26 protein-coding genes are annotated in these 25,648 nt (G+C 70.4%); 8 read left to right on the forward strand and 18 right to left on the reverse strand.

Features of this window, described 5'->3' with window-relative positions; translation table 11 throughout:
* Nucleotides 1–51 precede the first annotated feature (51 nt).
* The 6 genes from pcaC to HF576_RS06720 all read right to left on the reverse strand — a co-directional run bounded on the left by pcaC (nucleotide 52) and on the right by HF576_RS06720 (nucleotide 5,237).
* A complete protein-coding gene (gene pcaC / locus HF576_RS06695) occupies nucleotides 52–450 on the reverse strand; it encodes a 4-carboxymuconolactone decarboxylase (protein ID WP_168911926.1) in 399 nt (132 codons plus the stop codon).
* Nucleotides 447–1,238 carry an alpha/beta fold hydrolase gene (locus tag HF576_RS06700; protein WP_168911927.1) on the reverse strand — a complete coding sequence of 264 codons (792 nt, stop codon included), beginning with the start codon at nucleotides 1,236–1,238 and terminating at the stop codon, nucleotides 447–449. Before HF576_RS06700 ends, pcaC begins: the two co-directional genes overlap by 4 nt.
* Nucleotides 1,235–2,650, reverse strand: coding sequence for a lyase family protein (locus tag HF576_RS06705; protein WP_240948650.1), 1,416 nt, complete (start codon nucleotides 2,648–2,650; stop codon nucleotides 1,235–1,237). Before HF576_RS06705 ends, HF576_RS06700 begins: the two co-directional genes overlap by 4 nt.
* Nucleotides 2,640–3,212, reverse strand: coding sequence for a protocatechuate 3,4-dioxygenase subunit alpha (pcaG, locus tag HF576_RS06710; RefSeq protein WP_205834755.1), 573 nt, complete (start codon nucleotides 3,210–3,212; stop codon nucleotides 2,640–2,642). The genes HF576_RS06705 and pcaG overlap by 11 nt, the downstream gene beginning before the upstream one ends.
* Nucleotides 3,212–4,078 carry a protocatechuate 3,4-dioxygenase subunit beta gene (gene pcaH, locus HF576_RS06715; protein ID WP_168911929.1) on the reverse strand — a complete coding sequence of 289 codons (867 nt, stop codon included), beginning with the start codon at nucleotides 4,076–4,078 and terminating at the stop codon, nucleotides 3,212–3,214. The genes pcaG and pcaH overlap by 1 nt, the downstream gene beginning before the upstream one ends.
* A 400-nt stretch (nucleotides 4,079–4,478) precedes the next feature.
* Nucleotides 4,479–5,237, reverse strand: a complete 759-nt coding sequence (locus HF576_RS06720; protein WP_168911930.1) for an IclR family transcriptional regulator — start codon at nucleotides 5,235–5,237, stop codon at nucleotides 4,479–4,481.
* Nucleotides 5,238–5,309: 72 nt separating this feature from the next.
* On the opposite strand from HF576_RS06720, the gene HF576_RS06725 reads away from it, so the two are divergent.
* Together HF576_RS06725 and HF576_RS06730 are read left to right on the forward strand one after the other, a co-directional pair.
* The gene (locus HF576_RS06725) at nucleotides 5,310–6,062 is read left to right on the forward strand and encodes an IclR family transcriptional regulator (protein ID WP_168911931.1); all 753 of its coding nucleotides are present in this window, start codon (nucleotides 5,310–5,312) and stop codon (nucleotides 6,060–6,062) included.
* A 261-nt stretch (nucleotides 6,063–6,323) separates the two neighbouring features.
* Entirely contained in the window at nucleotides 6,324–7,508 is a 1,185-nt protein-coding gene (locus HF576_RS06730) for a 4-hydroxybenzoate 3-monooxygenase (RefSeq protein ID WP_168911932.1), read from the forward strand.
* A 31-nt stretch (nucleotides 7,509–7,539) separates the two neighbouring features.
* Here the strand turns inward: HF576_RS06730 and HF576_RS06735 are convergent, their stop codons facing one another.
* Complete coding sequence (locus tag HF576_RS06735) at nucleotides 7,540–8,742, reverse strand: MFS transporter (RefSeq protein WP_168911933.1); 1,203 nt, start codon at nucleotides 8,740–8,742, stop codon at nucleotides 7,540–7,542.
* A 102-nt stretch (nucleotides 8,743–8,844) separates the two neighbouring features.
* Here HF576_RS06735 and HF576_RS06740 point away from each other — a divergent pair, with 102 nt between their 5' ends.
* Nucleotides 8,845–10,071, forward strand: a complete 1,227-nt coding sequence (locus tag HF576_RS06740) for an MFS transporter (protein ID WP_240948651.1) — start codon at nucleotides 8,845–8,847, stop codon at nucleotides 10,069–10,071.
* 23 nt (nucleotides 10,072–10,094) lie between these two features.
* Here the strand turns inward: HF576_RS06740 and HF576_RS06745 are convergent, their stop codons facing one another.
* Nucleotides 10,095–10,556 carry a MarR family winged helix-turn-helix transcriptional regulator gene (locus HF576_RS06745; protein ID WP_168911934.1) on the reverse strand — a complete coding sequence of 154 codons (462 nt, stop codon included), beginning with the start codon at nucleotides 10,554–10,556 and terminating at the stop codon, nucleotides 10,095–10,097.
* A 119-nt stretch (nucleotides 10,557–10,675) separates the two neighbouring features.
* On the opposite strand from HF576_RS06745, the gene HF576_RS06750 reads away from it, so the two are divergent.
* Genes HF576_RS06750 through menE form a run of 4 tightly spaced genes read left to right on the forward strand, consistent with a single transcriptional unit; the run spans nucleotide 10,676 to nucleotide 14,545 of the window.
* Nucleotides 10,676–11,599 (forward strand): SDR family NAD(P)-dependent oxidoreductase, encoded by a 924-nt coding sequence (locus HF576_RS06750; RefSeq protein WP_168911935.1) that lies wholly within the window; start codon nucleotides 10,676–10,678, stop codon nucleotides 11,597–11,599.
* A 1-nt stretch (nucleotide 11,600) separates the two neighbouring features.
* Complete coding sequence (locus HF576_RS06755; protein ID WP_168911936.1) at nucleotides 11,601–12,518, forward strand: amidohydrolase family protein; 918 nt, start codon at nucleotides 11,601–11,603, stop codon at nucleotides 12,516–12,518.
* Nucleotides 12,519–12,527: 9 nt separating this feature from the next.
* Nucleotides 12,528–12,980: a MaoC family dehydratase gene (locus tag HF576_RS06760; RefSeq protein WP_168911937.1), complete on the forward strand. Its 453-nt coding sequence runs from the start codon at nucleotides 12,528–12,530 to the stop codon at nucleotides 12,978–12,980.
* A gap of 41 nt (nucleotides 12,981–13,021) precedes the next feature.
* Nucleotides 13,022–14,545: an o-succinylbenzoate--CoA ligase gene (gene menE, locus HF576_RS06765; RefSeq protein WP_168911938.1), complete on the forward strand. Its 1,524-nt coding sequence runs from the start codon at nucleotides 13,022–13,024 to the stop codon at nucleotides 14,543–14,545.
* A gap of 11 nt (nucleotides 14,546–14,556) precedes the next feature.
* Here menE and HF576_RS06770 read toward each other — a convergent pair whose 3' ends face one another.
* From HF576_RS06770 to HF576_RS06790, 5 genes are all read right to left on the reverse strand, one after another.
* Nucleotides 14,557–15,408 carry a PaaX family transcriptional regulator C-terminal domain-containing protein gene (locus HF576_RS06770; RefSeq protein ID WP_168911939.1) on the reverse strand — a complete coding sequence of 284 codons (852 nt, stop codon included), beginning with the start codon at nucleotides 15,406–15,408 and terminating at the stop codon, nucleotides 14,557–14,559.
* A complete protein-coding gene (locus tag HF576_RS06775) occupies nucleotides 15,405–16,208 on the reverse strand; it encodes an ATP-binding cassette domain-containing protein (RefSeq protein ID WP_168911940.1) in 804 nt (267 codons plus the stop codon). The genes HF576_RS06770 and HF576_RS06775 overlap by 4 nt, the downstream gene beginning before the upstream one ends.
* Entirely contained in the window at nucleotides 16,201–17,025 is an 825-nt protein-coding gene (locus tag HF576_RS06780) for an ABC transporter permease subunit (protein ID WP_168911941.1), read from the reverse strand. Before HF576_RS06780 ends, HF576_RS06775 begins: the two co-directional genes overlap by 8 nt.
* Complete coding sequence (locus HF576_RS06785; RefSeq protein WP_205834757.1) at nucleotides 17,022–17,873, reverse strand: ABC transporter permease; 852 nt, start codon at nucleotides 17,871–17,873, stop codon at nucleotides 17,022–17,024. The genes HF576_RS06780 and HF576_RS06785 overlap by 4 nt, the downstream gene beginning before the upstream one ends.
* A gap of 169 nt (nucleotides 17,874–18,042) precedes the next feature.
* Nucleotides 18,043–19,029 (reverse strand): ABC transporter substrate-binding protein, encoded by a 987-nt coding sequence (locus HF576_RS06790; protein ID WP_168911943.1) that lies wholly within the window; start codon nucleotides 19,027–19,029, stop codon nucleotides 18,043–18,045.
* Nucleotides 19,030–19,239: 210 nt separating this feature from the next.
* Here HF576_RS06790 and HF576_RS06795 point away from each other — a divergent pair, with 210 nt between their 5' ends.
* Nucleotides 19,240–20,343 (forward strand): alpha/beta fold hydrolase, encoded by a 1,104-nt coding sequence (locus HF576_RS06795; RefSeq protein WP_168911944.1) that lies wholly within the window; start codon nucleotides 19,240–19,242, stop codon nucleotides 20,341–20,343.
* A gap of 13 nt (nucleotides 20,344–20,356) precedes the next feature.
* On the opposite strand, the gene HF576_RS06800 is transcribed toward HF576_RS06795, so the two are convergent.
* From HF576_RS06800 to HF576_RS06820, 5 genes are read right to left on the reverse strand one after another with little or no spacing between them, the layout of a single operon-like run.
* A complete protein-coding gene (locus tag HF576_RS06800; RefSeq protein ID WP_205834759.1) occupies nucleotides 20,357–22,003 on the reverse strand; it encodes a thiamine pyrophosphate-binding protein in 1,647 nt (548 codons plus the stop codon).
* Between the two features lie 46 nt (nucleotides 22,004–22,049).
* On the reverse strand, nucleotides 22,050–22,847 hold the full coding sequence (locus tag HF576_RS06805; protein ID WP_168911945.1) for an ATP-binding cassette domain-containing protein: 798 nt from the start codon (nucleotides 22,845–22,847) through the stop codon (nucleotides 22,050–22,052).
* A 17-nt stretch (nucleotides 22,848–22,864) separates the two neighbouring features.
* Nucleotides 22,865–23,638 carry an ABC transporter permease gene (locus HF576_RS06810; RefSeq protein WP_168911946.1) on the reverse strand — a complete coding sequence of 258 codons (774 nt, stop codon included), beginning with the start codon at nucleotides 23,636–23,638 and terminating at the stop codon, nucleotides 22,865–22,867.
* A complete protein-coding gene (locus tag HF576_RS06815; protein WP_205834761.1) occupies nucleotides 23,635–24,486 on the reverse strand; it encodes an ABC transporter permease subunit in 852 nt (283 codons plus the stop codon). Before HF576_RS06815 ends, HF576_RS06810 begins: the two co-directional genes overlap by 4 nt.
* A gap of 9 nt (nucleotides 24,487–24,495) precedes the next feature.
* On the reverse strand, nucleotides 24,496–25,500 hold the full coding sequence (locus HF576_RS06820; RefSeq protein WP_168911947.1) for an ABC transporter substrate-binding protein: 1,005 nt from the start codon (nucleotides 25,498–25,500) through the stop codon (nucleotides 24,496–24,498).
* Between the last annotated feature and the right edge of the window lie 148 nt (nucleotides 25,501–25,648).

Genomic DNA, 25,648 nt, shown 5'->3' on the forward strand with positions numbered 1-25,648 from the left:
CGGCGTGGCAAGCCCGCGAGCTCGCGGCGGCGGCACGCGGCTGGGGCGTTGTCACTCCGACGCGAAGACCTCGTTCGCGATGCGGAAGGCGGTATTCGCGGCAGGCACCCCGGAGTACACCGCCGACTGCAGGATGAGCTCGCGGATCTCGTCGACCGTGAGCCCGTTGCGCAGGCCGGCTCGCAGGTGCATCGCGAGCTCCTCGTGGTGCCCGTGCGCGATGAGCGCCGTGATCACGGCGACCGACCGGGATCGACGGTCGAGACCGGGTCGCGACCAGATGTCGCCCCACGCGACACGGGTGATGAAGTCCTGGAAGTCCGCGGTCAGTCCGGTGGTGGAGGCGATCGCGCGATCGACGTGCTCGTTCGACAGCACCTCGCGGCGCACCGCCATGCCCTGGTCGTAGCGCTCCTCGTCAGAGAGCCCCTCGCCGGCGGGTCTGGTCATGCGCGCGTCCCCTGTCGTTGCTGGCTGAAGAAGTCCAAGAGGACGGATGCCACGGCCTCGGGCTGCTCGGCGGGTGGCAGGTGCGCGGCATCCGGGATCTCGCGAACGGCACCGCGGGTGACGCCGTCCGCGATCTCGACCGCCTTCGACTCGGGCGCGACGGCGTCGTGAGTCCCCCAGACCGCGAGGACCGGAACGTCGATGCGGCCGAGGTCGCCGCGCACGTCGTACTCGGCGAGCGCCTCGGAGCACAGCGCATAGCTCTCGTCGTCGGCATCCTGGAGCGCGTGCAGCAGCCGTCCCGACAGCTCGGGGCGGCGCGCGACCGAGTCGGGGGCGAACCAGCGCTGCGCCGAGGCCACGATGAGACTCGAGGTCGATTGCGCGCGCACCTGGGCGGCGCGCTCGCGCCAGGCGTCGGCTTCGCCGAGCTTCGCTCCGGACGCCACGATCGCGGCGGCGGTCACGCGATCCGGATGCCTCAGGGCGAGGGCGAGTCCGACGGCCCCGCCGAGCGAGACCCCGGCATAGAGGAACGGTCCGTCCACGGCCTCCGCGACCGCGTCGGCAAGGTCGGCCACCGTGAAGGGAGCGGTGGCGGGCGACGACGCGCCGTGGCCAGGCAGGTCCCATGCCACGACCCGATACTCGCCGGCGAGCGCCGGTGCGACGTCCTCCCACAGGATCGCGGACGTGCCCAGCGACGGGCCGAGCACGAGAAGGGGCGCGGTGTCCGCTCCCGCAGCGGGACGACCGAGCGGTGTAAGCGCGATCGACGGCCTGCTCATGCGTCCTCCTCGCGCTCGTCGGCATCCGCGTCCGCGGGTGTGGCGGCGCTGCGCCCCGCGACGGCGTGGTCGACCAGCTGTGCGGCGAGGCCCGTGTACGAGGCGGGATCCAGGAGGGCGTCCACGTCGAGGTCTGCCGCCTCGGGCAGGGCGACCACGAGCTGTCTCAGATCGCGGCCGGCGCCGGCCGCCGCGACGAGGGCAGCGACGCCGTCGGAGCCGATCCGCGGACCGAGCACGAGTGAGAGCCGCTCGGCCACGACGAGCCCGTGCGTGGCTGCCAGGTTGCGGGCGACGGCGACCGTGTCGACGTGAAGCCCCTCGACCAGGCGCTGAGCGTTCGCGGTCGCCCCGAGCGCGAGCCGCAGCAGCTCGCGCAGCGTCGGCCACTCCGCGTGCCAGGCGCCGTCGGGCCGCTCATCGACCGCGAGCGCCGACGCGAGATGCAGGGTCGCCCCGAGCTGGGGCGCCCGCAGCGCGGCGGAGCGGATGAGAACGGATGCCGCGGGATTCTGCTTCTGCGGCATCGCCGACGATCCGCCGGTCGCACCCTCGGCGAGCTCCCCGATCTCGGTGCGGCTGAGCGTCGCGACATCGGCGGCGATGACGCCGACGGCGTCGATCGCCTGCACGAGGGCGTCGCCGAGCTCGGTCACCGGCCAGCGCGTCGTGTGCCACGGGGCGTCGGGTGCCGCCAGGGCGAGCTCATGCGCGAAAGTCGCCGGCAGGGTGGACGCGGCATCCGTCCCCGCGATCTCGACGAACGAGGCGAGGGTTCCGCCGGCGCCCCCGAGCTGGGCGGGCAGCTGCCGCCATGCGGCGTCGAGCCGGTCCGCGGCGCGTCGCACGCCACGCAGCCACGTCGCTGCGCGCAGGCCGATCGTCGTCGGCACCGCGTGCTGAGTCAGGGTGCGCGCCGCGCCCACCTCGTCGCGGCGCGAGCGCGCGAAGCCCCGCAGGGCGATCTCGGTGTGCCGCAGCGACGCCGCCACGTGGATCGCGGCGCGCCGGCCGACCACCATGAGCGCAGAGTCGACGATGTCCTGACTCGTCGCGCCGCGGTGCACCCACACGCGCGCCGGTTCCGAGACGCGGTCCTTGAGCACGCGCACCAGCGGGATGACGGGGTTGCCGCCCGACACCGACGCGGCGACGAGCGCATCGAGGTCGATGCCGTGGCCGCGGCATCCGCGCAGTTCGCCCTCCCAGCCGAACTCGGTCTCGATCTCGTCGACCACCTCGGCCGGCGCCAGGCCCGCAGCACCGTACGCGCGGACCAGCGCCACCTCGGCGGTCACGAGCGCGTCGAGGATCGCGGCATCCGTCACAGCCTCGTCGTGACCCACGGTCACCGGCGACAGCAGTCCGGCATCCCCCACGGAGGGAGGGCCGGCGGATGCGTCAGAAGGCAAGGAACACGGTCTCCTTCTCGCCCTGCAGGTGGATGTCGTGGTGCAGGTGTCCGTTCGGCAGGCGCGTCGCGACGAGCGTAGCGCGCTCATCGGCCTCGAGCGAGGACAGCAGCGCATCCGCGGCGAGGAGGTCCTCGTTCTCGGGCAGGTAGATGCGCGTCACGAGCTTGTCGGGCAGGCCCCGCGCGAACACCACGACCGAGTAGAACGGCGCACCGCCGCCGACCGAGCCGGGGTTGCGGGTCCAGAACTCGTAGCGGCCGACGTCGGTGGTCGCCGCGCGGCCGAAGCCGGTGAACGAGTGGTCGTCACGGCGGAACGCGCCGTGCGCGCGCGGGATCTCGCCGTTCTCGTCGGCGCTCCAGATCTCGACAACGGCGTCGGGGATCGGTGCTCCGGCACCGTCGAACACGGTGCCGCCGAGCACGATCGCGCCGGGGCTGTGCGGGAAGACGACCTCGTGCTTCTTCGGATAGTCCAGGCCGAAGGCGAAGAACGGCCCGACGGTCTGCCCGCCCGTGGGTTCGTGGGTCTTGGGGCCCAGGTCACGCTTGGCAGCCATCAGTGCTCCCCTTCCTCGGGCTCGAACCACGTGGCATCCGGGCCGTCGACGACGATGTCGAAGCGGTAGCCCATCGAGAACTCGGGCACCGACAGGTCGTGGTCGTAGAGGCCGATCAGGCGGTCGCGGTCCTTCTGGCGCCAGATCGTGTTGTAGATCGGGTCGAGCGGGAACAGCGGGTCGCCCGGGAAGTACATCTGCGTCACGAGGCGCTGGGTGAAGCCCGAACCGAAGATCGAGAAGTGGATGTGCGCCGGCCGCCACGCGTTGACGTGGTTCTTCCACGGGTAGGCGCCCGGCTTGATCGTCGTGAACTTGTAGTACCCGTCGTCATCGGTGACGGTGCGCCCCGCGCCGGTGAAGTTGGGGTCGAGAGGAGCCGGATGCTGGTCGCGCTGGTGGATGTACCGACCCGCCGCATTCGCCTGCCAGATCTCGACGAGCTGGTTCGCGACCGGGCGGCCCCACGAGTCCAGAACGCGGCCCTCCACCGTCATGCGCTCGCCCTGCGGCTCGCCGATGTGCTGAAGAGTGAGATCCGACTCGATCGCGGCGACATCGCGCTGCCCGAACGCCGGCGACCACAGCTCGATGGTCTCGGGGTCGACGAGCTTCGGGTTCTTGGTGGGGTGGCGCAGCAGCGTCGACCGGTACGGCGGGAAGTCGTGAAGGCTGATGTTCAGCTTCTCGCCGGCCGCTTCGCGGCGTGCCGCGGCGGCGTGATAGTCGACGATCTCCTGCGTGATCTCACCCTGCGTGAGCTGATCGGGCGAGGCGAGCAGCGATTCGGGTGCGGCGGCCTGCTCGAGCACGACCGAGGACGAGAACGCCTCCTCGCCCCGGGGATCGGGTTCGGCTGAGGTCATGAGGTCTCCTTCGACACACGTGTTCACCACGGAACGGTCGTGTCCAGCGTGACACCGCGGCCTCGCACCGGCACCGCGGATTCCCGCTCAGTGGGATTCCGGATGCCGGGCGCCCGGCATCCCCGGCATCCCCTGTGCGAAAACACCAGTCGAAGACGGCGACACGCCGGCGACGGACGCCTCACCCCGGCGTGTCGCGCGACGGGCCCGTGTTTTCGCACGCATCGGGGGCGCCGGATGTGGGGCGCCCGGCATCCCCGGCAACCGCTGTGCGAAAACACCAGTCGAAGACGGCGACACGCCGGCGACGGACACCTCACCCCGGCGTGTGGCGCGACGGGCCCGTGTTTTCGCACGCATCGGGGGCGACGGATGCGGGGCGCCCGGCATCCGGGATCCGTCAGCCGTGTCGCAGGTCGTGGTGGAGGTCCTTCGCGGCCTGCACCACGAGCGGACCCAGCCGGCGCTCGTCGGCGCGCTGCAGGTGCACGACCAGGCCCACCGCGATCGGCGGCAGGCCCTCCACCCGTGGCAGCGCGGCGGCCACCGACACGTTGCCGAGCGTCATCTCCTCGCGCGTCGTCGCGAAGCCCACGGCCCGCGTGCGCGCGATGTCGGCGCGCAGCTGCGACTCGGTCGTGATCGAGTGGACCGTCTCGCGCTCCAGCGGCGCGCGGAAGTACCGCTCCAGCCAGGGTTCGTCGCGGGTCGCGAGGAGCGCCTTGCCGACGCCGGTCGTGTGCAAGGGGCCACGTCCGCCCATCCGGCTCAGGGTCGGGATGGACTGCCGGCCGGTGAGCCGGCCGACGTACAGCGCGCTCGTCGTCTCGGGCGTCGCGCCGTCGAGAACGGCGAGATGCACGTTCTCGCCCGTCGCCTCGTACAGCCGCACCATGTGCGGCAGCGCGGTCTCGCGCAGGCGCAGCGACAGCGGCGAGAGCTCGCCGAGCTCCCACAGCCGCGGGCCGATCGCGTAGGTGTGCCCCGGCCCGCGCGACAGCAGTCCCTCCGCGACGAGCGTGGCGAGCAGGCGGTGCAGCGTCGAGGATGCCAGGCCGGTCCGCTCCGCGAGCACCGCGGCGGTCACTGCCGGCTCGTCGTCGCTGAAGCATCCGAGCACGCGCAGCGTGCGCTCCAGCACGCCTTCGCCCTCGCCCATGGCTCCTCCCCGTGCGAGGCTACCGGCCCGGACGGGGCGCCGGGCCGTGGCCGGGCGTGGCACAGTGGGCGCATGGCCAACTCGCCCTCCGGCGACTCGATGACCGACCGCATCGTGCGCGTGCTCGAGACGTTCACCGCCGAGCGGTCGATGCAGTCGGCGTCCGAGATCGGCCGCCGCGCCGGGCTGCCGTCGTCGACGGCACACCGCATCGTCGACGAGCTCGTCGCGGCGGGACTGCTCGAGCGCGACGAGGATCGGCGCGTGCACCTCGGGATGCGGCTGTGGGAGCTCGCGCTCCGCGGCTCGACCGCGCTGCGCCTGCGCCAGGCGGCACTGCCGCACATGGAGGCGGTGCAGGCGCTGATCCGCGAGCACACGCAGCTCGCGGTGCTCGAGCAGGACGAAGCGCTCTTCCTCGAACGGCTCTCCCACCCCGACGCCGGCGCGAACATCACGCGCGTGGCCGGCCGGCTGCCGCTGCATGCGTCGTCGTCGGGCATCGTGCTGCTCGCGCACGCGCCGGGCGAGCTGCGCGACCGCGTGCTCGCGAGCCCGCTGCGCGCCGTCTCACCCGAGACGGTGACGGATGCCGCGCGCCTGCGCCGGATCCTGGCCGAGGTGCGCCGCGCCGGCGTCGCCGTCGCGCCGGGCTGGATCGAGTCCGTCTCGACCGGCGTGGCCGTGCCGATCCGTGACGCCGGAGAAGTCGTCGCCGCCCTCTCGGTCGTGCTGCCTCGTGAGGCCCCGCCCGAGCCTGCGATCACCGCCCTCCGCGCCGCCGTTCGCGACATCGAGCTCGCACTCCGCGCCGACCGCCGCTGACCGGGCGCCTCCGCGCGCACCTCGAGCTGCGGCATCCGTCCCCGTCGCTCGAGCTCCAGAAACCGCACAGAGGTTGAGAAACCACATCGAGGTTGAGGAACCGCGCCCGTCGTGATGTCTCAACCGGCGCATGGTTTCTCAACCTCCACCGCCACTGAACCGAGCCGGACGGCGCTTCTCGTTGAACGGGAATCGTCGAGCGATAGCCCGGCCCGCGGGGCACACTGGGCCGAAGCATCCGCATCCGCCGAAGGAGACGCCATGACCACGATCCGCACCCGTGTCGCGATCGTCGGCGCCGGTCCCGCCGGGCTGCTGCTGTCGCACCTGCTCGGCCACGCGGGCATCGAGTCGGTCGTGATCGACCAGCGCACGCGCGAAGAGATCGAGACCACCATCCGCGCCGGCATCCTCGAGCAGGGCACGGTCGAGATCCTCGACTCGTCGGGCGCGTCGAGCCGCGTGCGCACGGTCGGCAACCGGCACGACGGCATCGAACTGCGCTTCGCCGGCGACGGCCACCGCATCGACTTCGCGAGCCTGGTCGGCCGCGGTGTGTGGCTCTACCCGCAGCACGAGGTCCTCAAGGACCTCATCGCGGTGCGCCTGGGCAAGGGCCAGGACCTGCGATTCGGCGTGACGGCCGAACGCGTCGAGGACGCGGCATCCGCTCGCCCGCGAGTCATCGCGACGGATGCCGAGGGCCGTCGTCTCGAGATCGAGGCCGACTTCGTGGTCGGCGCCGACGGCTCCCGCAGCGTCGTGCGCGAGGCGGTCACGGGCTCACCGACCGGCGGCTACTTCCGCGAGTACCCGTTCGCCTGGTTCGGGATCCTGTGCGAGGCGCCTCCCAGCGCCGACGAGCTCATCTACTCGAACTCGCCGAACGGATTCGCGTTGATCAGTCAGCGCAGCGCCACGGTGCAGCGCATGTACTTCCAGTGCGATCCGGATGCCGATCCCGAGGCCCTCACCGAAGAGCAGCTGTGGCAGCAGCTCCAGGACCGCGTGCCCGGCACGACGCTCAAGGAGGGCCGGATCTTCCAGCGCGATGTGCTGCGGTTCCGCAGCTTCGTCGCGCACGAGCTGCTGCGGGGTCGCGTCGCGCTCATCGGCGACGCCGCGCACACCGTGCCCCCCACCGGCGCGAAGGGGATGAACCTCGCCGTCGCCGACGTCATCGTCCTCGAGCGCGCGTTGCGGGCCCTGCTGCTCGACGGTGACGAGCGCCTGCTCGAGGCCTTCCCCGACACGGCGCTGCACCGCATCTGGAAGGCGCAGCACTTCTCGTGGTGGATGACGAACATGCTCCACGTGGCACCGGATGCCTCGGATTTCGACCGGCAGCGGCAGCTCGGCGAGCTGCGCTCGGTCGTCGAGTCGGAGGCCGGCCGCACCTACCTCGCCGAGGCGTACACCGGGTGGCCGCTCGAGGGGCTCTCCTGACGGAGGCGCCGTCGCGTCGACGGCCCTCGCGTCACTCCGTCGGCACGCGCGACAACGGTCGCGCCGCCGCCCACCCGGCGACCAGCAGCGCCAGCACCGCGACCATCAGCACGAGCAGCGGCGCGGCCCATGAGCCCGACGCCTCGTGCAGCGCCCCGAGCACGATCGGACCGCTCGCCCCGACCGCGTAGCCGACCGCCTGGACCGTGCCCGACCGGCCCGCGACTGCGCGCTCGTCGCCGCCGAGGGCGTTGAGCATGATGAACACCCAGGTGATGCCGGCCCCTTGCGCCAGGCCGCCGACGACGCACCACACCACCCACGCCCCGGGAGCGAACAAGAAGCCGAGCGGGATCGCGAGCCACGCGACGCCGATGACGACGGCGCCGGTGGCGAGTGAGGTGCGGTGCGCGAACAGCGGGATGCCCAGGGCGCCGGCGACCCCGGCGAGCTGGAAGACGGATGCCACGGCCCCGGCCTGTGCCGCCGGCATCCCCTCGTCCATCAGCAGCGAGGGCAGCCACGCCGTCGTCGCGTAGAACGCGAACGCCTGCCCGGCGAACGCGACGGCGAGGAACCAGGTGCTCGGCGCCCAGGCCCCCGAGCGCGTGCCGTCGGCGGAATCGGCGGTGCGGGGAGCTGCGACGGGCACGAGGGCTCGCACGCCATGCGTTCCGATCCAGGTCGCGAGCGCCGCAAGACCGAAGCCGCCCCACACCGCGAGCGCGACCCGCCAGTCCGTCGCGGCGGCCAGCGGTGCGGTGGCGAGCGTGACGATCATCGTGCCGACGTTGATTGCCGAGGTGTAGACGCCCGTCATGAAGGCCACGCGCCCCGGCGCGTACTCGCGCTTGATGATGATGGGCACGACGACGTTGCCGATGGTCAGGAACAGGCCGATCATCGCGGTGCCGATCATCGCCGCCGCGATACCGCCGAACGAGCGGACCAGGCATCCCGTCACCGACCCCGCCAGGGCGATCGTGAGGGCGAGGTCGGCACCGCACCGGCGGATGAGCACGACCGCGAGCGGGGCGCACACCGCGAACGCCAGCACCGGGATGCTCGTCAGCAGACCCACGACTCCGGCGCTGACGGCGAGGTCTGCACCCACCTCACGGGCGACGGGCGCTACCGCGACGATGGGCGAGCGCAGCACCGCCGCGGTGAGGAGGATCGTGAGCGTCACGCCGATCATGTACCACGAGTGCGGGGTACGGCGGGGCGGTCGCATCGCGCCAGGCTATCGAGCCGGCGGGGCCGCGGTGACGCCCACTGCCGCTCAGCGAGAACCGCGCGCGGCGCGGCGATGGGGCTCGGCTATAGTCCGGTATCCATGGCCTCACCGTCGCGGATCATCCCGCCGCCCTCCGGATCGCGTGCGACCTCGGCCGCGCTGCTGATCGCCGCGGTGTGCCTCGTGGCCGCCAACATGCGCCCGACGATCACCGGGCTCGGCCCGCTGCTCGATCAGATCGGCGCCGACACCGGGATGACAATCTCGACGCTGGGTGTGCTCGCGGCGGTGCCGCTCGTCGCCTGGGCCCTGTTCTCACCGCTGGCACACGATCTGAGCCGCCGTTTCGGCCAGCCGCGCGTGCTGCTGTGGTCGCTGGTGGTGCTGCTGGCGGGCACCGTGGTGCGATCCCTGCCGGGGCCCGTCGTGAGCCTGTGGATCGGCACGGCCGTCATCGGCATCGGGATCGCCATCATCAACGTGCTCATGCCATCGGTGGTCAAGCGCGATTTCGCCGGTCACGTGCCGGCCGTCACGGCGCTGTACACCGCCTTGCTCGCGGGATTCGGAGCGATCTCGTCGGGCGTGGTCGTGCCGATCTCGCACGTCGAGCTGGGCGGCGACCCGGCGGGATGGCGCATCGCACTGCTCGTGACCGGCGGCATCCTGCTCCCGTTCGCGATCGCGGTCTGGTGGTGGGCGCACCGAGGGCGCCGGGCGCACTCGCGGTCGGCGTCGCAGCACGGTCGCACCGGCATCTGGACGGATCCGCTGGCCTGGCTCGTCGCCGCGTACATGGGACTGCAGGCGTCCATGTTCTACATGCTCGTCACGTGGCTCGCCGCGATCTCGATGTCCACCGGGCGCAGCGAGGTCGTCGCGGGCGTCGACGTGATGGTCTACCAGCTGTTCTCGCTGGCCGGATCGCTCCTGCTCCCGCTGGTGCTGCGCGGGCGCATCGAGCGCTTCGCACCGGCCCTCATCCCGTCGCTCGCGATCGTCGGCGCCGCCGGGCTCATGCTCGCGCCCGGCGCGATCCTCGTCTGGACGCCGCTGCTCGGCCTGTCGTCCGGCGCGACGCTCGGCATGTCGCTCACCCTGATGGCGCAGCGCGCCCGGGACCACGACGCCGCGTCGGCGCTGTCGGGCATGTCCCAGTCGGTCGGCTACGTCATCGCCGCGATGGGACCGGTCGTGTTCGGCTGGCTGCACAGCCTCACCGGCGGCTGGACCGCTTCGCTGTCGCTCCTGCTCGCGGTGCTCGTGTTGCTGACGGTGGTGGGCGTCTTCGCCGGCCGCGACCGGTACGTCCTCGACAGCCGGTAGCCGAGAGAACGGATGCCGCGGCCTCAGGCGTCGGGGAAGGCCAGGGCGCGCAGCAGGTCGGTGAGGGTCTGACGCTCGTCGGCAGAGAGCTGCGCGTGCACGCGCTCCTCGGCCGACCGGGCCGAGTCGCGCGCGGCGGCGGCGAGAGAGCGGCCGGCGTCCGTCGCGATGACGACGTTGGCACGCCGGTCCGCGGGGTCGGGGCGACGCTCGACGAGGCCGCGGGATTGCAGATCGTCGACGAGGCTGACGACCTGACTCGGATCCAGCCGGAGGAATTCGGCGAGCTCGCGCTGCGAGGGGCCCGCGCCGTCGGCGGCGAGCGACAGCACGGAGTACGAACGCGCCTTCAACCCGTGCTCGGCGAGCGCCGCGTTGCCGGCCGACAGTGCGATCGCATTGGCGCGGGCGAGCAGGAAGCTCAGGTCGTCGGTCAGCGCCGATGCGCGCAGTCCGGTCGCGGCGACGTCGGCGGGTTTCGGCATGCACAGATCGTAGCCCACTTCGTGGATGAAGCAAACGATTGACAATCTCAACCATTGCGACTTCAATAGGCACCGACACGTAGACAGGACGCGCTGCGCAGGACACAAGGGAGTCACGCATGTCACTCGAAGGCAAAGTCGCCATCGTCACCGGCTCGGGTCGCGGCTTGGGCCTCGCCTACGCGCAGGAACTCGCACGCCAGGGCGCCGCGGTCGTCGTGAACGACGTCGACGAGGCCACGGCCGCCGACGCGGTCGCCTCGATCGAGTCCGCCGGGGGCAAGGCGGTCGCCGTCGTCGCGCCGGTCGGTCCGACCGAGACCGCGAAGCAGCTCGTGCAGACCGCCGTCGACACGTACGGGCGGCTCGACATCCTCGTCACCAACGCCGGCGTCCTGCGCGACACGGTGCTGTGGAAGATGAGCGACGACGACTTCGACACGGTCATCGGCGTCCACCTGCGCGGCACCTTCACGTGCGTGCGCGAGGCGGCCACCTATATGCGCGCCAACGAGATCCCCGGGCGGATCATCTGCATCGGCTCCCCCACCGGGCAGCGCGGCAACTTCGGCCAGACCAACTACGCCGCCGCCAAGGCCGGCATCGTCGGCATGGTCCGCACGTGGGCGCTCGAGCTCAAGAAGGCCGGCATCACGGCGAACGCGGTCATCCCCGTCGCCGCGACGGCCATGACGGCCACGGTCCCGTACTTCGCCGCCGCGGTCGAGGCCGACGAGAAGGGCGAGGCCATGCCCCCGTTCTTCCGCCACGACCTGGGCTTCGGGACGTCGGACGATGTCGCGGGGCTCATCGCTTATCTGGCATCGGATGCCGCCGCCTCGGTCACCGGCCAGGCCATCGGCATCGGCGGCGACAGGCTGCAGCTGTGGTCGCACCCCGAGCCCGTCGCCACCGCCTACAGCGACGGCGGCTGGTCGTACGACGACCTCATCACCGGTTTCGCCGACGCCCTGGGAGACCTGCAGACCGTGGGCGAGAAGTTCCCGCCGCTGCCCGAAGAGCTGCAGCGCCCGGCATCCTGACATGACCCGGTACGAATCCGCCATCGACGTCGACGCGATCGACGCGATCGATGTCCACGTGCACATCGAGGTCGACGGGCACGGCCACGCGTCGCTGCCCGACGATCTGTCGGCGGCAGCGGCGAAGTACTTCTCGACCGACGGACCGAACCCCGACCTCGACTCCATCGCGGCCTACTACCGCGAGCGCCGTATGGCGGCCGTGGTGTTCACCGTCGACGCCGAGACGAACCTCGGGCACGCACCCATCTCGAGCGCCGAGGTGGCCGAGGGCGCCGCACGCAACAACGATGTCCTGATCCCGTTCGGCTCAGTCGACCCTCGCAAGGCGTCCGCGCTCGACGACGCCCGGCGCCTCATCGAAGACCACGGCGTACGCGGCTTCAAGTTCCATCCGACCGTGCAGGGGTTCGACCCGTCGGACGAGGCTCATTTCCCGCTCTACGGCGCGCTGGAGCAGGCCGGCGTCGTCGCCCTGTTCCACACCGGCCAGACCGGGATCGGCGCCGGGCTGCCAGGAGGGCGGGGCTTCCGCCTCGGCCTGTCGAACCCGATGCTGCTGGACCCGGTGGCCGCGCAGTTCCCGGAGCTGCAGATCATCATGGCCCACCCCTCCGTCCCGTGGCAGGACGAGGCCCTCTCGGTGGCGACCCACAAGCACAACACCTGGATCGACCTGTCGGGCTGGAGCCCCAAGTACTTCCCCGAACAGCTCGTGCGCGCGGCGAACTCCTACCTCAAGAGCCGCGTCCTCTTCGGCTCGGACTTTCCGCTGCTGACCCCCGACCGCTGGCGACGCGACGTCGAGCAGACGACGCTCAAGCCCGAGGTCATGCCCGGCATCCTCAAGGCCAACGCCGCGCGTCTGCTCGGGCTGACAGCATCCGCCACCCCGCAAACCTCACGCCCCACAGAGTAAGGACACCCCATGACCACCACCGTCGCCTACGCCGATGTCGCCGGAATGGCCGGAACCGACCTCGGCTGGTCGGAGTGGCTCGAGGTCACGCAGGACCGCGTGAACCTCTTCGCCGACGCCACCGACGACCACCAGTGGATCCACGTCGATCCCGAGCGTGCGGCCTCCGGTCCGTTCGGCGGACCCATCGCACACGGCTATCTGTCGCTGTCGCTCACCGTGAAGTTCTGGTCCGAGCTGTTCGATGTGACCGGCGTCGGCACCAGGGTCAACTACGGGCTGGACAAGGTGCGCTTCGTCTCCCCGGTGAAGGTGGGGGCTCGCGTCCGGATGAACGCGATCATCGCCGAGGTCACCGAGGTCCGCGGGGGCTATCAGTTCGCCGTCGACCAGACCATCGAGATCGAGGGCGCCGACAAGCCCGCGGTCGTGGCACGAGGCCTGTACCGCTTCTACGCCTGATCCACCGTCGCTCGCGCCTCGAAGGAGAGGACCCCGCAACGATGCACAACAAGGGACTGGGTTTCTGGCTCGCCAAGCGGCGGCTGCGCAACCCCGACAAGCCCGCCGTCATCTTCGATGGCGCGCAGCTGACGTACCGGCAGTTCGCGGATGCCGCAGACCGCGTCGCCGCGGTGCTCGCCCACCGCGGCATCGGCAAGGGTGACGCGGTGGCCTACATCGGCGAGAACAGCCCGCAGTTCCTGCAGGTCATGTTCGCGGCGGCGCAGCTGGGCGCCGTGTTCGTGCCGATCAACACCCGGCTCGCCGCCCCCGAGATGCAGCACGTGCTGGTGGACTCCGGCGCTCGAGCGCTGGTCCTCGACCCGGAGTTCCTCGACCGGGCGATGCCGGGCGTCGAGGCCGGGCGGATCGCCCAGGTCATCGTGACCGGAGAGGGTGTTCCCGAGAGCCCGGGCCTCGCGCGCCTGGTCGCCGAGGCGACCGCCGGTCACACCGTCGCCGATGTCGACCTCGACGATCCCGCCGCGATCATCTACACCTCGGGTACGACCGGACGCCCCAAGGGCGCGGTGCTCACGCACGGCAACCTCACCTGGGTCGCGCTGAACTGCATCGTGGACTACGACGTCGTCTCGACGGACGTGTCGCTCATGATCTCGCCCCTCTTCCACGTCGCGTCGCTCGGCATGGGTGCGCTGCCCGTCATCCTCAAGGGCGCGACGCTCGTGCTCGAGAAGGGGTTCGAACCCGGCCGGGCGCTCGGGCTGATCCAGCAGCACGGGATCACGATGCTCAGCGGCGTGCCGACGACCTACCAGATGATGGCCGACCACCCCGATTGGGCCCGCACCGACCTGTCGACGCTGCAGAAGCTGACGTGCGGTGGCTCGGCCGTACCCACACGCATCCTGAACGCCTATGAGGAACGCGGGCTGTCGTTCTCGCAGGGCTACGGCATGACCGAGACCTCCCCCGGGGCGACCTCGCTCTCTCCGGCGATGACCCGTGAGAAGCAGGGCAGCGTCGGTCTGCCGCACTTCTTCACCGAGGTGCGGATCGCCGACGAGCACGGCGACATGGTTCCGCGCGGCACCGTGGGCGAGATCGAGATCACGGGACCGAACGTCTTCCTCGGGTATCACGGACTGCCCGAGGCGACGGCCGAGGCCTTCACCGACGACGGGTGGTTCCGCTCCGGCGATCTGGGCTACCTCGACGCCGACGGCTACCTCTACATCGCCGACCGCCTGAAAGACATGATCATCTCGGGCGGTGAGAACATCTACCCCGCCGAGGTCGAGAACCTCATCTCCGACATCGAGGGCATCTCGGGTGTCGCCGTCGTCGGTGTGCCGGACGACCGATGGGGCGAGGTGCCGTGGGCGGTCGTCACCCTCAAGGAGGGCGCCGACGTCGACACCGAGAAGGTCCGCTCCCACCTGGACGGCCTGCTTGCACGCTACAAGCTGCCCAAGAACGTCGTGGTGGTCGAGGATCTGCCCCGCACCGCCTCGGGCAAGGTGCGCAAGGCCGACCTGCGCGCTCGCTTCAGCAGCGACTGAGGGGCGCCGGCTCAGCCGACGAGGGCGGCGAAGTCGCGCACGGCGGGGAATGCGAACTCGCGGTGGCGGCGGGTGAACAGCTCGTACGAGCGATCGGCGGGCCAGTCCTCGCCCATGTACTGACGCGGCAGCCGCGGGTCGATCCGCAGCAGCGCGAGCCAGTCGGCGACCAGGACCGTCCGCGTGGTGAGCGGGGGAAGATCGGATGCCGAGTCCTCACGCTCCCAGTGCGCGATGAACTCGTGGTGGGCGTCGCGGATGCGCTCCACATCCCAGGCCGTGCGCACCGCTTCTGCCATCGGGAAGCCGTCGAGCTCGGACGCGGCGAACGCGTTGACCGATCCGGGCGGCAGATCGGGGATGATCGCGTCGAGGGCGCTCGCCAGATCGACGGCGCCGGGCGCGATCCACAGACCGTCGCGCAGCACCGCGAATCCCGACCACGTGAGCGCCGCGCGGAGACGGTGCCGCAGCGTGCGCATGTGCTCGGGCACGCTGAAGGTCACGACGGTCCAGCCTTCCCCCTGCGGTTCGAACGGGGTCGGTCCGTTGACGCGACCGGATGCCTCACGCAGCACCTCGCTGCCGTGCGAGGTCAGCTCGAATCCGATCTCACGGCCGAGCCGCCGCCGCTCGAGCATTCCGCTGTGCACCATGCGGTCGAGATTGGTGCGGACCGCGGATGCCGCGACGCCGGCGCTCTCGAGCGCCCCGATGAGGACGCTCGCCCGAAGCGGCTCGAAGTAGCGATCGCACACGTACTCGCCGAAGAAGGCGAGCAGCAGCTGGCGTGGCTTGCGAGTGAGGACGGAGGTCTCGGCATCCGTCTCGCCCAGCATCTGCGATGCGAGGGAGGAAGTCACGCCGCACCCGGGCGGATGGCCTCGCCCCGCTTCGCACGCTGGATCTGCTCGTACACGTGCGTGCGCAGCTCGGTGAACCGGGGCAGGGCACGCGTGGTGATCTGGTCGCGCTCGGGAGCGAGGTCGATCGCGAGGTCTTCCTGCACCCACGTCGGTGACTTCGACAGCACCACCACGCGCTGGCCGAGGTAGACAGACTCGTCGATGTCGTGGGTCACGAACAGGATCGACATGCCCCGCTCGCGGTGCAGGGTGCGGACGAGGTCTTCGAGGTCGGCGCGGGTCTGCGCGTCGACCGCCGCGAACGGCTCGTCCATGATGAGCACCTCGGGCTGGTACGCCACCGCGCGGGCGATCGCGACGCGCTGCTGCATCCCGCCCGACAGCTGCCACGGGTAGCTGCGGGCGGCGTGTTCGAGCCCGACCGCGGTGAGCGCGTCGTCGATCAGCCGGTCCCGTTCGGTGCGCGAGAGCTTCTTGTGCTTGAGCGGCAGCTCGACGTTGCCGCGCACGGTCAACCACGGGTAGAGGCTTCGGCCGTACTCCTGGAACACCAGCGCCATGTTCGGCGGCGGCGCCGTGACGCGCTTGCCGTCCAGCTCGACCAGCCCGTCCGTGGGCTTCAGCAGCCCCGCGATGCACTTCAGCAGCGTGGTCTTGCCGCAGCCCGACGGACCGACGATGCACACCAGTTCGCCGGCATCCATCTCGAAGCTGATGTCGCCGATCGCCTCGACGTTGCCCGTCGAGGATTCGTAGACCTTGCGCAGGTGCTCGACCTTGAGAAGCGCTTCAGGCACGCTCGACCTCCTTGATTCCGTGGTACCAGCGCAGCACGCGCCGCTCGGCGAACCCGAAGATCACCGCGAGCAGCACGCCGATGAGCCCGAGCAGCACGATGCCGCTCCACATCTCGGCGATGAGGTAGTTGCGCTGGAAGTAGACGATCCGGTACCCAAGTCCGGATGAGGAGAAGAACATCTCCGAGATGACCATCAGGATGAGCGCGATCGACAGGCACTGCCGCACGCCCGTCATGATCCGCGGGCTCGCCGACGGAAGGACGAGGTACCGCAGCCGCTCCCCCGACGTGATCGCGAAGGATCGCGCCGTCTCGGTCATGACCGAGTCGGTCGCACGGACGCCCTCGATCGTGTTGAGCAGCACCGGCCACACCGCGCCGGTGACCATCACCACGATCTTCATCGTGTCGTTGGCTCCGACCAGCACCGCGACGATGGGGATCAGCACCGGCGGCGGCACGGCGCGGAAGAACTCGAAGATCGGCTCCAGCAGTTCGCGCAGCCAGCGCACCAGCCCGATGACGGTGCCCGCCGCGATGCCGAGCACGACCGCCAGCACGATGCTGATCGCCAGGCGCCCGAGGCTCGGCAGCACGTCGGCGAAGAACGCCGGCCCGACCCACGTCTCGACGAAGGCCTCGGCGATGACCAGAGGGCTCGGGAAGAACGGCGCCGGCGAGACCGACGACCAGATCCCCCAGATCACCAGGAGGAGGATCGGCAGCCCGAGTGCGTAGGCGGTGTTCTCGCCGAACTTCGCCCACGCGCGGGACGGGCGGCGCGGGGTGATGACCGTGCTCGTGTAAAGGGTCACAGGACCTCCTCCCCTCGCACCGACTGGTGCCACGACAGCGAACGGCGCTCGATCGCGCGGAACACCAGGTTGACGAGCAGCCCGAGCATGCCGGTCACGATCACCAGCGCGTAGACCGTGGTCCACTGGCCGGCTTCGCGCGCGAACATGATCGCGCGGCCCAGCCCGGGGACGTTGATGAACATCTCCGCCGTGATGGCCAGGATCAGTGCGACGGTGGCGGCCAGGCGCAGACCCGTCATGAGGTACGGCAGCGCCGTCGGGAACACCAGGTTGACGATGCGCGAACCCCGCGACAGCCCGAAGCTGCGTGCCGTGTCGCGAGCGACGGCATCCACGTCGGCCACGCCGTAGAGCACCTGGATGAACACCTGCCAGAAGCTCGCGAAGACGATGATCAGCAGCGCCGCCTGCAGCTGATAGCCGAACATCAGGATCGCGAGCGGAATCAGCGCCACCGACGGGATCGGCCGCAGGAACTCCACCGTCGTGTGGGTCGCGCGCCGCAGGAACGGCACCAGGCCGATGACCGTGCCCAGCACGACAGCGAGCACCGTCGCAATCAGCAGTCCGATGCCCCACGAGGTCAGCGTGCGGCCGACGTTGCGCCAGAACTCCAGATCGCGGAACTCGACGAACAGCTGCGCGATCGTCTCGGTCGCCGTCGGGAAGTACGCCGGGTTCACGATCCCTAGGATCGGCAGCAGCTGCCAGATCAGCAGGAATCCCACGATTCCGGCGACGCCGAGCGCGAGCTTGCGCAGGCCGCGGTTGCGCCGGGCACGACGCCCGCGGGGCAGAGGCTCGGGCGGGGCGGCGACGATCATCGGAGCGTCAGCGGTGGCCATGAAGGTCGATCCGTTCGGTTTCGCTACGTCGGGAGCACGATCGGGGGCGGGAGGGCGACCGGATGCCTCACACTCCGGTCCGCGCGAGGCTGGGCTCACGCGGCCCGGAGGCTCCGGGCGACGCGCCAGCGGCGCCTCGGAGGGGTGTGGGGACCGGTCGTCTTCACTCCTACTGCTGCTGCAGCAGGCGGTCCCACTCCGGTTCGGCGTCGATGTACTCGAACTCGACGGCCAGCGTGCCGAGTTCTTCGATGCCCGCGTCGGCGAGGTCCCACGTGAACTCCGGCAGGGTGATGCCGGCGGCGGCCTCCTCGGGGATCTCGAGGTTGGTGGCGATCGCGGCGCGCACGGCCTCTTCGTTGCCGGCGGCCCATTCCAGCGCCTCGGCCATCGCCTCGGAGTACGCCGCGACCAGGTCGGGATCCTCGTCGAGGAGCGCCTGCGTCGTGATGCTCGTGAGCACTGTGAGACCGGGGATGGTGGCCTGGTACGGCGCGACGACCTCGACGCCACCGGCGCCGACGATCATGCCGCGGAACGGGTCGGGTGCCCACGCGGCGTCCATCGTGCCGGCCTCGAGCTGAGCGGGAACGTCCGGGAACGCCACCTCGACGAACTCGATCGTCGAGGGGTCGCCGCCGTCGTCCTGCACGGCCTTGCGGATGGTCAGGTCACCCGCGGCGCCGAGTGTGTTGACCGACACCTTCTTGCCGGCGAGGTCGGCGGGACGCGTGATGCCGGAGTCGCCCAGGGCGACGACCGCGTTGACGTCGGTGCCCTCGGCGAGGCTGTTGGCGTAGTTGCCGACGATGACGACGCCGAGATCCTGCAGGTCGGCGCGGATGGGCCCGAAGGGCTGGCCGATGGCGAACTGGATGTCGCCGCTGATGAGCGCCGGGATGGCGTTCGCGCCGCCCTGGGCGGGCACGACCTCGATCTCGAGTCCGTGCTCCTCGAAGATCCCCTCCTCCATGGCGGCCCACAGGGCCCCCGTCTCGGCGATGGGCAGCGCGGCGACGCGGACGGTCGTCAGCTCGCCGGAGTCGGTGTCCGGCTCAGCGGTGGACGTGTTGGCGGGTGCACCGGAATCGGTGCAGCCGGCCAGGGCGAGTGCGGCGGCTGCGACGACGCCGATGACGGCAAGACTCTTCTTCATTGACGGGCCTCTCGGGGACGGTGCTCGGGTTCACCGGCCGCCGGGTGCTCTCGACGTGTGTCGGGTCCTCACCACGGCGTGCCGGACTGAAGTCATGGTGCGCCCACACCCTCCCAATTGTCAAGTGTTTCGTGACGCCCGTCATGAAATCGTTGAATATCGGATGCCGTCGCCCGGGGCCGCTTCGGGTGCCACCGCTACGGTGGCACCGTGATCCCGTTCCGCATCGAGGTTCCCGCGACGGCCGTCGACGATCTCCGCTCGCGAGTGTCACGCACGCGCTGGCCGGACGACGTCACCGGCGCGGCGGCGGACTGGTCGTGGGGCACGCCGCCGGCCGTGCTCCGCGAGTTCGCGGCCCACTGGCAGAACGAATACGACTGGAGCGCATCGCAGGAACGGTGGAACGGGTTCGCTCAGTACCTCGTCCCGACGGAGGGAGGACAGGTCCACGTGATGCGCGCGGGAACGCCGGGGCGCACCCCTCTCATGCTCATCCACGGGTGGCCCGACGGATTCCCCCGGTTCGAGAAGGCCATCCCGCTGCTCGCCGACCGGTTCGACCTCGTGATCCCCTCGCTCCCCGGCTTCGGGTTCTCCGACCGCCCTCGCCACCCCGGCGCCGGCCCGAGCCGGATCGCCGACCGATTCGCCACGGTCATGTCCGCGCTGGGAATCGATCACTTCGCTGTCCACGGCGCCGATCTCGGCAGCACCGTCGCGGAAGCGCTCGCCACGAGGCATCCGGATCGGGTCACGGCGCTGCACCTCGGCGACGTACCCGCCTGGCATCGCTATACCGTCGACCCGGCGAGGGCCTCCCCGGCCGAACGTGCCTTTCTGGACGGCATGGCGTCGTGGTTCGCCGACGAAGGCGCCTACGCGGCACTGCAGCGCACCAAGCCGCAGACCCTGGCCTTCGCGCTCAACGACTCTCCGATCGGCCTGGCCTCATGGATCATCGAGAAGCTGCGCGCGTGGAGCGACTGCTCCGGCGACGTCTTCCGCAGATTCACTCCTGACGAGATCGCGGATTGGGTCTCGCTGTACTGGCTCACCCAGACGGCCGGGTCGGCGGCGCGCCACTACCGGGAGGGCGCGCTCGAGCGCCGGGACGACACGCGTCGGCCGTCCGCGCCGACCGGATTCACACTCTTCGGCCACGACATCGCATGTCCGCCGCGGGAGTACGCGGAGCGGTTCTTCGACGTCCGGCACTTCACCGTCGTCGCCCAAGGTGGCCACTTCGGCCCGTGGGAGGAGCCGGAACTGTGGGCCGCGGACCTGACGGCCTTCCTCGACGCCGTCCTCTGAGGCCGCGCGTCCGTCAGTGCATCGCGTGCTCGGCCATCAGCGGCGACGGGTCGCCGGCGATCTTCGCGTCGATCACGAGCGGCCGGTCTCGCGGGCCGTCGAGCCATTCCTGCACCGCGCCGAGGTCGCCCAGAGTGCGCACCGTCACGCCGTCGCATCCGAACCCGCGGGCGACCGCCGCGATGTCGGTCTCGGGAAAGCGCACGATGCCGTGCTTCTCCGGCTGGTCAGCGAAGATGTGCACCTCGGCGCCGTACGCGTCGTCGTTGTAGACGATGACGACCATGCCCAGCCTGGCACGCACCGCGGTATCGAGTTCGACGGCTCCCATCAGGAACGAGCCGTCCCCGGTGCCCACGACGGCCATGCGGTCGGGACGGGCGATCCCCGCGCCGATTCCGTTGGCCAGCCCCAGGCCGATCGACTGGAACGACAGCGGCATGACGAACCCGCGCTCATCCGGCACGCGCAGGAAGGCCCCGGGATACAAATTCACGTTCCCGCCGTCGGGGACGACGACCCGCTCCATCGGCAGCATGGCGTCCAGGGCAGCGCTGAGCGCGGCGGGTCCGATCCGGTCCGGGTGCTCCTGCTCTTCGGGAAGGTCCTGCACCCAGTACCGGCCGCGTCGCAGTCGCTCGGCCGTCTGCGGGGTGCGGTAGCCGACGCGCGCGGGTCCGCGCTCTGCGAGGAGCGCCGTGGCGGCCGCGGCCACGGCGGCGGTGTCTCCCATGACGCCGAACGTCACGTCGCGGTGCTTGCCGAACGCCTCCGGCCGGTCGTCGATCTGCACCAGGGTGGGCTGCACCGTCAGCGTTCCGCGGTGCGCCGTCCACTGGTTGAGCGCGACGCCGAAGGCGACGAGCACATCGGCGTCACGGATCAACTCCCGTGCGACAGGGCTGGCGAACCCGCCCATGACGTCCAGGCCCCACTCCTCGTGGGCGAAGAGACCTCGCGCCGCCGCCGACGGTGCGAGGATCGCACCCGTCTGAGCCGCGAGGGCGCTCAGTTCCGTCGCGGCGTGGCGGGCGCCTCGCCCCCCGAGGATCACCGGGCGCTCGGCGAGAGCCAGCACCTCCACCAGTTCGGAGAGTCCTGCCGTGGATGCGCCGGCGGGAATCACTCGGGGCGCCGCGTCGATCTCCGGGATCTCGGGGCACGGCTCCGCCTGCAGGTCGACCGGTAGCGAGAGCACGACGGCGGCGCGGTGGCGCACGGCGTAGTCGTAGGCCGCGACGGCGTCCGCGACGGCGGTCTTCGCCGAATGGATGCGTCGGGGCACCGCCCCCACGGACGCGACCAGGGCGTCCTGATCGATCGCGAAGTTGCCGATCGTGTCACCGACCGCAGCGTCGCCCGAGATCACCAGGATGGGCGTGTTCGATTTCGCCGCCTCGCCGATCCCCGTCATCGCGTTGGTCAGGCCGCAGCCCTGATGCACGCTCACCGCGGCGACTCGATCGGTCAGACGGGTGTAGGCATCCGCCATGCAGGCCGCGCCCATCTCGTGCCGTGCCGCGGTGAACGGAACGCCCGCCGCGACGAGACCGTGCGTGACCATGAAGTTGCCGCTGCCCACGACGCCGAAGACGTGGGCGACGCCACGCCCGGCGAGGGCTCGGCCGACCGCCTCGCCGACTGTGAGTGTGTCCATCATCCTTCTGCTCCTCCTCGAAGTGGGCTGGTCTTCGGCGACGACGCCTTCACGTCGTGGCCTGCGTGTTCCCGGTGCGCATCAATTCGCTGGAGCGACGGATGCGGCGATAGACGTCGCCGCGGACGCGGGCGAACTCGCTGAGTTCCTTGGTCTCGATCTGGTCGCGCGGCGACGGGAGGTCGACCGCGAGATCCGCTTCGATGAAGGTGGGCCGCGGACCCATCACCAGGACCCTGTCCGCGAGATAGACGCTCTCGTCGATGTCATGTGTCACGAAGACGATCGTGATCTTGAAGGCGTGGCGCACCTGCAGCACGAGATCCTCCAGGTCGGCGCGGGTCTGGGCGTCGAGCGCGCCGAAAGGCTCGTCCATCAGCAGGATCTGCGGCTGGTACGCCAGCCCGCGCGCGATCGCCACGCGCTGCTGCATCCCGCCGGAGAGCTGCCAGGGGTAGCGGTCCTCGAAGCCCGCGAGCCCGACCGACTCCACCGCCGTCGCGACGCGATCGCGACGGGCGGCCCGATCGCGCACCTTGCGCGTGAGCGGGAACTCGACGTTCTGCCCGACCGTCATCCACGGGTAGAGCGAGTTGACGTAGTCCTGGAAGACGAGCGCGACCGCTTCCGGAGGCCGGACGACCTCCTGCCCGTCGACGGTGATGCTCCCGCTGCTGGGTTCGAGCAGACCCGCCATCAGCTTCAGCACGGTGGTCTTGCCACAGCCCGACGGACCGACGATCGTGACCACCTCGTTCTCACCGACGGTGAAGGTCAGATCTTTCACCGCGAGTGTTCCGGTCGCGGCATCCCCGTAGCGTTTGGAGACGTTCTTCAGAGCAAGCACCAGTGTTCCTCCATGGGTCAACGGGCCTCGGCACGCGAGCCGCGGTGCCACGCGAGCACGCCGCGTTCGATGAGGGTGAAGAGCAGGTTGAGCGTGTAGCCGAGGATGCCGAGCAGGATGATGCCCGACCACATGTCCGGGATCGCGAAGGTGCGCTGGGACTGGACGATGAAGAACCCGACCCCGTTGGTCGCTCCCACCATCTCGCTGATCACCATGATGATGAGGGCGAGCGGCAGCGCGGCCCGCATGCCCGCGAAGATCTGCGGGCCGGCGGCGCGGAGGTCGATGCGCCACAGCGTGTCCCAGCGGCCGATCCGATAGCTGGCACCGGTCTCGCGCAGCGTGGCGTCCACGCCGGTGATCCCGTCCACCGTGTTCAGCAGGATCGGCCAGACGCACACGAGTGCGATCAGGATGATCTTCGCCTCGTCGCCGGTGCCGAAGGCGATCAGCGTGAACGGCAGGAGAGCGGGCGGCGGGATCGCACGCAGGAACTCGATCACCGGAGTGGCCTGGCGCCGGATCGCCGGCACCTTGCCGATCAGGATGCCGACGCCCACGCCGAGCACGACCGCCATGAGGTATCCCGTGAACAGCCGGAAGAGGCTCGGGAGGAGCTCGCTGGGCACGAGCGTGAAGAGCCAGTTGTCGATGAAGGCGCCGACGACGTCCTGCAGCGGCGGCAGGAAGAAGTTCGACTGCGCGTTGGTGAACCACAGGACGAGGAGCACCACGACGATGGGCGTGAGCACCTCGGCCGCGATGTAGACACCGCTCTTGAGTCTCATCGCCGCGCGCTCCGCTGTGAGACGTGCCAGTGCAGCACCTTCCGCTCGAGGGCGGCGAACAGCAGGTTGAGCACCACACCGAGCACGCCGCCCACGATCACGTAGGCGTACATCAGCGGGACGTCGCCGCCCTCGCGTGCACGGTTGATCTCGAGCCCGATCCCGGGTGCGCCCATGATGATCTCGCCGGTGACGGTCAGGATGAGCGCCACCGACGACGCGATGCGCAGGCCGGTCGCCAGGTACGGGGTGGCGGCGGGGATCACGACGCGGAAGAACGAGCGCACGCGACCGATCTGGAAGGATCGCGCGGTCGCGAGCTGGATCGGATTGATCGCCCGGACCCCGTAGATGACCTGGATGAGGAGCGGCCACGTCGCCGCGAAGGCCGCGAGGAACACCTTCCCGTCCATCGAGCCCGGCCGGAAGAGCAGGAAGACCAGGGGAATCAGCGCGACGGAGGGCACCGGACGCAGGAACTCGACGATCGGCCGGGTCGCACGGTGGGCGAGCTCGCTCGTGCCGAGCAGCACGCCCAGCGGAACCGCCACCAGCGTGGCGATCGTGAGCGAGAGGAACCAGCCGATCACGGTCATCGCGGTGGCCTGCCAGAACACGGGCTCCGCCATCGCTTCGAAGAGGCGGGTCAGCACCACGCTCGGCGGCGGCAGGTACCGGGACGGCAGCACATCGAGCCGTGCCAGCACCTCGACCGTCAGGACGATCACGAGAGCACCGCCCAGCGATGAGATCCCGCGCCATGCCCGGGCGACGGGGCCCGCCTCCGTGGGCCCCCGCAGCGGGCGCACGTCCTCCTTCGCGCGCTGCTGCGGTGCGGACACAGTCACGACGGCGACTCAGTCGCGAGTGAGCTCGTCGAGGTTCGGAGCTTCGTCGATGACCCCGAAGTCCATGAGCAGCTCCCCGAGTTTCTCCAGCTGCGGGCGGTCGAGCTCGGACCGGAAGATCGGGAGGCGGATCTCGTCCGCGAGCTCGGGTGTCAGCGCCGTGTACGTCGGCAGGATCTCACGCACGGCATCCGGATTCTCCACGGCGTAATCGATCGATGCGGCGATCGCCCGGGCGAATCGATCGACGACGTCAGGAGATGACTCGACGAGGTCACGCGTGGTCGCCCACACGCCGTTCGGGAAGTTCTCCCCCAGGTTGTACGACGGGGTGTCCACGATCCGGCCTCCGTCCGCGAGGGTCTGCGTGATGAACGGCTCACTCGCGAACGCCGCGTCGACCGTCCCGTTCGCGACCGCCGCGGGCACCTCCGAGAAGGGAACCTCGACGAACTGCACGGTGGAGTCGTCGACGTCCTGCTGCTGCAGCGATGCGCGGATCGTCGCCTCGGCGACGCCCTTGAGCGCGTTCACCCCGATCGTCGCGCCCTCGAGATCCTCGACGGACTGCACGTCGGAGTCGGCCCCGGCCACGACGGTCTGCCATTCCTCTTCTGCCGTGGCACCGCCGACATCGTTGGCCGAGATCATCACGAGCGGCAGTCCGTTGGCCGCGGCGGTGAAGAGCGGCACGTAGCCGACGGCGACGAAGTCGAACGAGCCCGCCTGGAGTCCGGCGACCATCTCGGCGCCGCCGCCGACCGTGGTCATGTTCAGTTCGAGGCCCTCGTCTGCGAAGAAGCCCTCCTGCACGCCGAGGTGCACGGCGGCCATGTTCGAGGTCGGCAGCACCGCGACTTCGACGACCTCGGTCTCACCGCCGGCGCCGGACTCAGCGGCTTCCGACGGTGCGGTCCCGGCGTCCGACGAACAGCCGGCCAGCAGCCCGGCCGCAACCACTCCCGCGAACGCCGGGGCGGCCAGTCGCCGGATCCACATCTCACGCGTCTTCATCGGTCGAGCCTCCTTGATCGACGCCGACGGCCTCGTTGCCGACCGGCTTCGTGCCATTCTTGCGAGGTCGAGATGAACCTGCACTTACCATTCGTCACAGTTAGAATCAGTTGCGCTAATAGTCCGCGCTGACTCGACCGAACGGTGC

The organism is Microbacterium salsuginis (assembly GCF_012524205.1).
Taxonomy (GTDB): Bacteria; Actinomycetota; Actinomycetes; order Actinomycetales; family Microbacteriaceae; genus Microbacterium; species Microbacterium salsuginis.

Excerpts from the sequence above, each read along its gene's own strand:
- HF576_RS06730 (WP_168911932.1), top strand. The coding sequence starts at position 6,324 with ATGACCACGATCCGCACCCGTGTCGCGATCGTCGGCGCCGGTCCCGCC.
- HF576_RS06800 (WP_205834759.1), bottom strand. The coding sequence starts at position 22,003 with ATGATGGACACACTCACAGTCGGCGAGGCGGTCGGCCGAGCCCTCGCC.
- HF576_RS06745 (WP_168911934.1), bottom strand. The coding sequence starts at position 10,556 with ATGCCGAAACCCGCCGACGTCGCCGCGACCGGACTGCGCGCATCGGCG.
- HF576_RS06755 (WP_168911936.1), top strand. The coding sequence starts at position 11,601 with ATGACCCGGTACGAATCCGCCATCGACGTCGACGCGATCGACGCGATC.
- HF576_RS06750 (WP_168911935.1), top strand. The coding sequence starts at position 10,676 with ATGTCACTCGAAGGCAAAGTCGCCATCGTCACCGGCTCGGGTCGCGGC.
- HF576_RS06735 (WP_168911933.1), bottom strand. The coding sequence starts at position 8,742 with ATGCGACCGCCCCGCCGTACCCCGCACTCGTGGTACATGATCGGCGTG.
- pcaC (WP_168911926.1), bottom strand. The coding sequence starts at position 450 with ATGACCAGACCCGCCGGCGAGGGGCTCTCTGACGAGGAGCGCTACGAC.
- HF576_RS06725 (WP_168911931.1), top strand. The coding sequence starts at position 5,310 with ATGGCCAACTCGCCCTCCGGCGACTCGATGACCGACCGCATCGTGCGC.
- HF576_RS06700 (WP_168911927.1), bottom strand. The coding sequence starts at position 1,238 with ATGAGCAGGCCGTCGATCGCGCTTACACCGCTCGGTCGTCCCGCTGCG.
- HF576_RS06790 (WP_168911943.1), bottom strand. The coding sequence starts at position 19,029 with ATGAAGAAGAGTCTTGCCGTCATCGGCGTCGTCGCAGCCGCCGCACTC.
- HF576_RS06785 (WP_205834757.1), bottom strand. The coding sequence starts at position 17,873 with ATGGCCACCGCTGACGCTCCGATGATCGTCGCCGCCCCGCCCGAGCCT.
- HF576_RS06810 (WP_168911946.1), bottom strand. The coding sequence starts at position 23,638 with ATGAGACTCAAGAGCGGTGTCTACATCGCGGCCGAGGTGCTCACGCCC.
- HF576_RS06760 (WP_168911937.1), top strand. The coding sequence starts at position 12,528 with ATGACCACCACCGTCGCCTACGCCGATGTCGCCGGAATGGCCGGAACC.
- pcaG (WP_205834755.1), bottom strand. The coding sequence starts at position 3,212 with ATGGCTGCCAAGCGTGACCTGGGCCCCAAGACCCACGAACCCACGGGC.
- HF576_RS06820 (WP_168911947.1), bottom strand. The coding sequence starts at position 25,500 with ATGAAGACGCGTGAGATGTGGATCCGGCGACTGGCCGCCCCGGCGTTC.
- HF576_RS06720 (WP_168911930.1), bottom strand. The coding sequence starts at position 5,237 with ATGGGCGAGGGCGAAGGCGTGCTGGAGCGCACGCTGCGCGTGCTCGGA.
- menE (WP_168911938.1), top strand. The coding sequence starts at position 13,022 with ATGCACAACAAGGGACTGGGTTTCTGGCTCGCCAAGCGGCGGCTGCGC.
- pcaH (WP_168911929.1), bottom strand. The coding sequence starts at position 4,078 with ATGACCTCAGCCGAACCCGATCCCCGGGGCGAGGAGGCGTTCTCGTCC.
- HF576_RS06740 (WP_240948651.1), top strand. The coding sequence starts at position 8,845 with ATGGCCTCACCGTCGCGGATCATCCCGCCGCCCTCCGGATCGCGTGCG.